Source organism: Nostoc sp. FACHB-110 (assembly GCF_014697425.1).
Lineage (GTDB): Bacteria > Cyanobacteriota > Cyanobacteriia > Cyanobacteriales > Nostocaceae > Nostoc_B.
In genome coordinates, this window is record NZ_JACJRU010000083.1 from 1 (window position 1) to 8,252 (window position 8,252).

Sequence of the window (8,252 nt, forward strand, 5' to 3'; positions counted from 1 at the left end):
ATTGCTACGGTATGCTTTAGACATTCGCTCATAAGGTGCTGTTTTCTACAAATTTCAGCATACGCCTTGTGAGCTTTCTTACAATAGTCCCCTACTTTTAAAACATCCTCTAAGCAAGATACCGTGAGTAACCTTTGTTTCAAAAAATAGGGCTGTATTACTACAGCCCCAGTAAAGAGTTAGAGTTACTGCACCACAATCGGTCTGTTTAAAATGCTCATTACTTCACCAGGATTAGGGCTGGGTAGTAAGGGACTCCAATTACCAACATCTGCATAGCCAATAACTTGGAAATGATAAATTGTGCTGGTTACAGCTTTAGAAGAACCAATTAAAATATGTTTTAGTGGTTCTTTACCTTGCACAATCTGAACTTCGCTTGAATTGTTGGTTTCTGTATCCGTTTCTTCGATGCTGGATAAAAAGCTTTGGGTAATCATAATTCACCTATGTGAGGTGGAAATGGCTATGACACACAATAAAGCTCGTGTTGTCACCCTGACAACTAAATAATGCACTGATGACAACTAATCATTACATTTCTTATCTTGTTTGCGCCGTCGTTTTCTTGCCCATATCTCTCGGAGGTGGGCAGGTTCATTTTCAAATTGAATCCACAAAGCATGAATTTCTGCTAATCGCCGTTTGTCAGATTCTGAAGGTTCCCTACGATGCTCACCTTGGGAAAACCAATGCGCTACCGTGCTTTTAGAACGACCACACAATTCGGCAAGTTCTTCGTAGTTGACTGTCCAGTATTTTAGGAACTCTTCAGGCTCCATTTTGATAGCAACCTTAGCTTTGTAAACCTCAAACAGTTCCCAGTGTCGTCTAGTGGGTGTTTTGGCTGCAATCATATCGATTATTCTAATAATGCACGGATGACAACATATAAGGTTATCATAGCGAAAACAAGCGATCGCAGATTCAATTGTCCCAGAACTAGATTTGATAACTGTTTTAGGCAGAGGCTAATGCCAAAAAGCGATCACAGATTCAATTGTCCTAGAACTAGGTTTGATACCTGTTTTAGGCAGAGGCTAATGCCTAATGTATAACGAGAATAATTAAATAAACTGAACGTGGCTGGGATGCTAAGAGTTTCCGGAGCGATCGCACTTATCTATCTGTATATGGCAAAAAACCATTTATGATATTGACAAATTTAGCTTTATGTGTATAAAAATTTAAATCTTTACAGAGATAACGCTCGCCGTGTATCTACCTTTTGGAAACGCCTAATAGTATGCGCGTAACACGGAAACGCGAAGGCGGAAGTTGTTACTGTGTTAAAAGCTTGGATTGAGCGATCGCTTTCTCCTTATAAAGAACGCTCCCTGAGCGAAGCCAAAGGGAACAGTCAAAATCACCCCGGAAGTTCACCAAAAACCGCAAGCCCTACTTACTCTTTACAGAAATACCATCGCAGAGGTGCTTGTCGCTCACATTGGGATTTGATTGTAAATATCCACGTAGCCTAGCGCAACTATAGACGATTAAATCCTCTAGGCTATTTGGGTACGCCTTCCAGAGTATGACGCTGTTGTCAGTACCACCAGAAACGATAATTTTGCCATCTGGGCTAAATGCTACGCCTCTAATCCCATCAGTATGTCCGTTAAGGGTGGAGATGGGTTTACCTGTAGCCACATCCCAGAGTTTGACACTCTTGTCAGTACCAGCAGAAACTATGGTCTTGCCATCTGGGCTAAATGCTATGCTAAAGACCGCTTGTCTATGCCCGTCGAGGGTGAGGATGGGTTTACCTGTAGCTACATCCCAGAGTTTGACGCTGTTGTCATAACTAGCAGAAGCAATAGTCTTGCCATCTGGGCTAAATGCTACGCTACTTATTCCCTCTTTATGCCCGTTAAGGGTGAGGATGGGTTTACCTGTAGCTACATCCCAGAGTTTGACGCTGCTATCATCACTAGCAGAAGCGATGGTCTTACCATCTGGGCTAAATGCTACGCTACTATGCCCGTTGAGGGTGAGGATGGGTTTACCTGTAGCTACATCCCAGAGTTTGACGCTGCTGTCATCACTAGCAGAAGCAATGGTTTTACCATCTGGGCTAAATGCTACACTCCAAATCCTCTGGCTATGCCCGTTGAGGGTGAGAATGGGTTTACCTGTAGCTATATCCCAGAGTTTGACGCTTCTATCATCACTAGCAGAAGCAATGGTTTTACCATCTGGGCTAAATGCTACGCTATTTACCTCTCTGCTATGCCCATTGAGGGTGGAAATGACTTTACCTGTAGCCACATCCCAAAGTTTGACGCTTTTGTCCCAACTAGCAGAAGCGACAGTCTTGTCATCCGGGCTAAATGCTACGCCCCAGACCCATCCGCTATGACCGTTGAGGATGGAGATGGGTTTACCTGTAGCCACATCCCAAAGTTTGACGCTCTTGTCATCACTAGCAGAAGCAATAGTCTTGCCATCCGGGCTAAATGCTACGTCTCTGACCGCACTGCTGTGCCCATTTAAGATGGAGATGGGTTTACCTGTAGCCACATCCCAAAGTATGACGCTCTTGTCATAACTACCAGAAGCAATAGTCTTACTATCAGGGCTAAATGCTACGCTAAAAACCCATTCACTATGCCCCCTAAGGGTAGAGATGAGTTTACCTGTAGCCACATCCCAAAGTTTGACCCTTGTGTCACCACTAACAGAAGCAATGGTCTTGCCATCTGGGCTAAATGCTACGGGGCTAAATCCGCTATTGAACTCTCTGCTATCCCCATTGAGGGTAAAGATGAGTTTACCCGTAGCCACATCCCAGATTTTGACGCTGCTGTCATCACTAACAGAAGCAATGGTCTTGCCATCTGGGCTAAATGCTACGGGGCTAAATCCGCTATTGAACTCTCTGCTATCCCCATTGATGGTGGAGATGAGTTTACCTGTAGCCACATTCCAGATTTTAATACTGTTTTCATTACTAACAGCATTGAGGGTTCTGCCACTGGCAGAAGCGATGGTCTTGCCATTGGGGCTAAATATTACGCTCAGTATCGCATTTCTATGCCCTTTGAGAGTGGAGATGAGTTTACCCGTACCTACATCCCAGATTTTGATGCTGTTGTCATCACTAACAGAAGCGCTAGTCTTGCCATCAGGGCTAAATGCTGAGCTTGCGCTCTGAGCGTTGAGGGTGGGTATGAGTTTACCTGTAGCTGCATCCCAGAGTTTCACGGTGTTGTCATTAGTAGTAGAAGTAATGGTCTTGCCATCGGGACTAAATGCAACCCTATAGACCGCAGCACTATGCTCTTCCAAGCGGTTCCGCTCCTGCGTATTGTAAATTGCTCGCTTTAGTGCCACTACAGCTTGCTGTTCAGCCGTTTGTTCTAGCTTGACATCCTTCCTTAGTGATTTACCTAAAATTAGTCTACCTGACTGTATCGCTGCAACCACAGCCTCAATTTGCCTGTCCGAAACCAGGGAAGCTTCAGAAGTTTGAGCCAGCGCAATGGCAGTTTGTAGTGCTGCTTCCCTGGCTTTGTTTTGAGCGTTATACCATTGAAAACCCGCAAAGATAGCTACTCCAGTTAACCCAACACTAAACAAGGTGACAATTCGATTTTGCCGCCGTGCTGCATTCAGCTTTTCTTGTTGACGTTGTTTCTCATCTCGCTCAAGGTGATTTCTTAATTCTCGACTCGCCTGAATGTACTCTTCGGCTAACCCATTTAGCATTTGCCAATCGCCAAACCTAGCTAAATATGCTTCCGCTACTGCTAACCTGTCATCCTTGCGGAGAAACCCTGGCTTTTTCTCATTCCTCTGCCAGTCTTGGGCTTCCGCTTCAATCTGTCGCTCAATGAGTATGCCCACCTTATATTCCTCTTTCCAATCCCGCAACTGTTTCCAATAACGAATTAAGGCTTCGTGGACAACATCTAAAATTACATTTTGAGTATCTGGCTCATCTGTTTTAGTAATTAAGCGTGCATCTTTATCGGCTAACTTCTCACTCACCTGTTGCAACAATTTCCAAGAATGCTGAGAATTAACCAACTCACGTAAACGCACGCGCCGCCTAACATCTGTAGTTTCTCCAATTTGCGTCAATTCCAAAAAAATCCGCCGCGCCACAATTTGTTCTGTTGTTGAAAGGCTTTGAAAAACTGCATCGGCACGTTTTTGTAGTGTTCCTTCTACGCCACCTAAATCTTGATATGTTTTCAACCGCAAAAACTGGTCGCCTTGATTTCTCGACTCGCGCCACAATTGGGTCAAGGTATATTGCAGCAAGGGCAAACTTTCGGGGTAATCTTCAACATCATTAATTAATTGTTGTATTAACCTGCCTTCAAGTTGTAATCCTACCCAGTCAGCCGGTTTAGTGATCGCTTCTTCAATTTCCTCACGTTTGAGGTGTTCGACGTTGATGTAAGGTTTATAAATTTTGCTGGCAAATTCAGGATATTCTCGCCATCTCCCCCGAAAATCAGATCGCATCCCAATAAAAATATACAGGTTATCTGTACAGTCAATTAATTGGCACAAACAGTCAAAGAACTCTTGACGCTGGCTATCATCGCTCATCGTAAAGCATTCTTCAAACTGGTCGATAATCAAAATGACTGGTGTGTTTAATGCTTTTAACCCTTCGCCAATGACATAAACAAAATCACCCCACCCCAACCCTCCCCTTACCAAGGGGAGGGAGTTAGATTGCTGAGTTTCCCCCCTTTCCAAGGGAAGCCACTGCGTTGGGCGGCTCTGCCGACTTGAAGCATCTGGCGTGGGATTAAGGGGGGTAACTTGACTAAAAGCCTCCCGTAAACTCTCAACCGGATTTTCTTTCGGCGTAAACGGAGTAATATAAGTCCAGCCATTGCTTCCCGGAATCTCTTGTCCTAGCTTCATCTGATAAAGTAACCCCGCCCTTAACAAAGATGATTTCCCACTCCCAGAAGCACCCAACACAGCCACTAGGCGATGCTGTTCCCTTATCTGTTGAATCAACTGTTTAGTCAGCGCACTCCGCCCATAAAAAACCTCAGCATCTTCCTTTGTCTCACTAAAATACGCCAAAGAACGATAAGGACACTTATCCTGAAAGCTTGCTGGTGGAAAGTTAGTTGTCAGCAGAATTGCGCGTGGAGAATTGGTAATTAACGGACGCTGGACTGTATCAGGCATTCGACGGAGAATAAAATCTGCCAATTTGTGGCTATTAATAATTCCATCTGCGTCATTTTCTGGGTTCAAGCCTGCAAGTAAAGTCTGCGTCAACAACCCTTGCGTGTGGGGAATTTCCACTCCAGTTTCGTAAGAACGAGTGGCAGTAATGAAACAGTAATCTTTATCTGTGGGAATATATCTGAGTAATTCACCGCTATAGCAGCAATCTAGCCAAACAACGACTCGTTTAGCACGACTGATTTGTAACTGCTCTCCCAACCAACTTAAAGGAATACCATAGATTTCTGCATCCGGGTAGACATCACTAGTAGCGAGAAATACTTCTTGCTCCCCCGCCAAAGTTTTACACCACCCATGCCCAGAAAAGAAGAATAACGCGGTTTCGGGTATGGGGTTAGGAGGAGGAGGATTAAATAGATTACTTATGGCTTCTCGTAATTCTTGCACCCTTACCGCCCCCAGGGGATTTATTTTACTTTCTCCCTTCTGGTTGACATTTCCCGGTAAACAGCTAACACGAAAAGGACGATAACCATATTGTTCTAATTGTGCAGCCACTTTTTCTGCATCCTCTGCTGCTGCTGTTAGCGGCTTAAGGGTGGTGTACTCTGGATAATAATTAATGCCAATAATTTGAGCCGCCCATTCTGCCATTTGCCCGACCTAACTACCCATGAAAACTTGTTTATTTAACTGGAGACAGGATTTATTTTATGCAGAAAAAAGGTATATGTTGATAAAGTTTTACTTCCTAAATTATTCTTTCTATAAATAGAAAATCTCAGGCCGTTCGCCCCTGCAATAATCTGTACTTCACAAGATTAGGAAACGCTATAAGTGGTTTCGTAGGGTATGTTATAGACACACCAAAATAACAAATGTGTTGGCGTAGCCTGCACTTCGACAAAGCTCAGTGACCACCGCAGGCATCGCCATCTCTAAAACATCTTACCCAATATGTTTATACTATTGAGTAGAGAGTTTGATATAAAAAAATATGACAACAAACACTGACAACACTATCATCGCTTTTCTCCTGGCATTACAAGACTTAAACACTTCCCTCAGCACCCAAGAAAAACAAAATTTGCAGGAAGTCGCCAAGCAATTAGACACTCAACCCAAAGCCTGGGAAACCCATATTAAAGAACTTTTATTAGAAATAATTTCCGCAAATCCTAAATTAAATCAAGCCTACCAAATTTATCAATCTCAATTAGATAACGTCACAGAAATTCCTCCTAACCTACTACCTACCGAAGCTGAAATTACTAGCCTCACTCCTCCTGAAAAAGTTGCTATAACTAGAGGCTATAAACAAAAATCTGAACCTACAGGCTACGAAAGCCAACTCAATAATGTTGTAATCATTATTGGTAATTCTCAAAAACCAGAAGAAATAGTTAAAAAAGCTACGTTTTTGGAAAAAATAAAACAACATTTAGCTCAATTCAACTCTGCAAATTAGTTCTTATCTTGTCATGACCGATTTAATTTATCCCACACTCGATTTATTTTTATATGTTTTAAAAACTTCTCTAAACACAACCGACGCAGAAACCCAAAAAAACAAAGCAGCTTTTTTAGCTCAATTACCTCCTAATACTCAATTCAACGATCCTGACATTGAAATTGAGTATTTAGAGCTTACCCCTAATAAGGAAATTGACTTCCTTTCTCACAATAAAGCTCTAGCAGGATACTATTATCCAGTTAGATTAAATGACACTTATGGCTTACAAATAGATTGTTCTATTAATAATCAAACTGAACCTCAACCAGTTAAGTCTTTTAGAATATTAAAAGAGGAAATCGAACAAAGACTAAATCCAGAACTAAAACCAATTGGACAAACCTGGATGGTTTCTGGTAGCCAACCAGAAAATTCCTCTCAAAATCCTGAAGATATTGCTAAAGATTGTTATTATTCTTTGTTTAAAAATACTGCTTGGCAACCAAACAAAGGTAGCTTTTTAGACGGAAATATTTTTGAAATATCTCATTCAGAAACTACAAATAATCACGAACATCATGTAATTATTGCTATTTATCCTAATCAAGATATTGCCAAACAAGCTGCGGAATTTTATAAAGATTGGATGGGTTTATTTTGTTATCGCAGTAAGATGGAATGGGCGTATTTACAAAGTCGTTTAGTCAAGGAATCTCTGCTGAATCATTATAAGCAGATTGAAGAAAATAGAAAAATTACAACTCTAATAAATTCTAAGCAAGAAAAGCAGAATATTACTATTTCTCGCAAAATTTTAAATAATATCGATATCATTCTCCAACAATACACAATCGATTTACTCAATCTTTCTTTCCAAAAACAAATTATTGAAATTAATTTATCTAATTATCAAATACGCTTGGCTGAGATTAAAAGAAAAGCAGGTCAAAACAATCAGTTAGATTTTTTTGAAAAATTTAGTGAACTAGCAACTAAAAAATACATACCACAAATTACCAAAGATATCGAAAATATGCAGCTTGGCTTGCAGCTTTTAGAAGATACTATTAATGCTACTCGCAGTCGTATAGAAGTGGAGAAAGCAGAACGCGATCGCAACTTCCAAGAGCTTGTAGCTGCTACTGGTGCTGGGATAGCAACCGCATCTCTAGTAAGAGAAACAGCAAAAGATTGCAAAGATATTTTTCAGCAAGTTCGCTTTTCTTGTAATTACCCTTTTCTTTCTAGTTTGATGGTTGGAGTTATTGTTGGTTTTGTGGTTTGGTGGCTGAGAAAAAGATGGCGATCATAATGTAGGATTATAAGTTTTGGATTACTGTTTGCATTTAATTTTCTGTAGCTATTTGACGTTTTAGCCTATAACCTAAGTCCAGCTAGGTTTAGTTCTCTTTAGGTTCACTTTACAAATTAACAGTCCTTCCCAAATGGTATGAAAGTTAGGTGTAGATGACAGATTATGGACTAGCGAATTAATATACTACTGCAAGGTGCCAGAAAATTAGATATGGCCATTCGCCACAAGTTAAAAATAATTGAATTTTGTCAATACATCTTTGTAAATAAAAATCCCTGCATAAGAATAATAATTGGTGGTAAGGGGAAGGAGGAAGGCGAC

The 8,252-nt window shown here is 41.2% G+C and carries 5 protein-coding genes; 2 read left to right on the top strand and 3 right to left on the bottom strand.

Annotation, left to right across the window (positions count from 1 at the left end):
- Positions 1-185 precede the first annotated feature (185 nt).
- From H6G69_RS33150 to H6G69_RS33160, 3 genes are all read right to left on the bottom strand, one after another.
- Entirely contained in the window at positions 186-440 is a 255-nt protein-coding gene (locus H6G69_RS33150) for a hypothetical protein (protein ID WP_190693962.1), read from the bottom strand.
- Positions 441-527: 87 nt separating this feature from the next.
- Positions 528-857 (bottom strand): helix-turn-helix domain-containing protein, encoded by a 330-nt coding sequence (locus tag H6G69_RS33155; RefSeq protein WP_199336380.1) that lies wholly within the window; start codon positions 855-857, stop codon positions 528-530.
- A gap of 541 nt (positions 858-1,398) precedes the next feature.
- Positions 1,399-5,817: a PQQ-binding-like beta-propeller repeat protein gene (locus H6G69_RS33160; protein WP_190693963.1), complete on the bottom strand. Its 4,419-nt coding sequence runs from the start codon at positions 5,815-5,817 to the stop codon at positions 1,399-1,401.
- Between the two features lie 343 nt (positions 5,818-6,160).
- On the opposite strand from H6G69_RS33160, the gene H6G69_RS33165 reads away from it, so the two are divergent.
- Positions 6,161-6,631 carry a hypothetical protein gene (locus H6G69_RS33165; RefSeq protein ID WP_190693964.1) on the top strand — a complete coding sequence of 157 codons (471 nt, stop codon included), beginning with the start codon at positions 6,161-6,163 and terminating at the stop codon, positions 6,629-6,631.
- A 13-nt stretch (positions 6,632-6,644) separates the two neighbouring features.
- Complete coding sequence (locus H6G69_RS33170) at positions 6,645-7,928, top strand: hypothetical protein (protein WP_190693965.1); 1,284 nt, start codon at positions 6,645-6,647, stop codon at positions 7,926-7,928.
- Positions 7,929-8,252: the final 324 nt, after the last annotated feature.

Excerpts from the sequence above, each read along its gene's own strand:
- H6G69_RS33150 (WP_190693962.1), bottom strand. The coding sequence starts at position 440 with ATGATTACCCAAAGCTTTTTATCCAGCATCGAAGAAACGGATACAGAA.
- H6G69_RS33155 (WP_199336380.1), bottom strand. The coding sequence starts at position 857 with ATGATTGCAGCCAAAACACCCACTAGACGACACTGGGAACTGTTTGAG.
- H6G69_RS33160 (WP_190693963.1), bottom strand. The coding sequence starts at position 5,817 with ATGGCAGAATGGGCGGCTCAAATTATTGGCATTAATTATTATCCAGAG.
- H6G69_RS33165 (WP_190693964.1), top strand. The coding sequence starts at position 6,161 with ATGACAACAAACACTGACAACACTATCATCGCTTTTCTCCTGGCATTA.
- H6G69_RS33170 (WP_190693965.1), top strand. The coding sequence starts at position 6,645 with ATGACCGATTTAATTTATCCCACACTCGATTTATTTTTATATGTTTTA.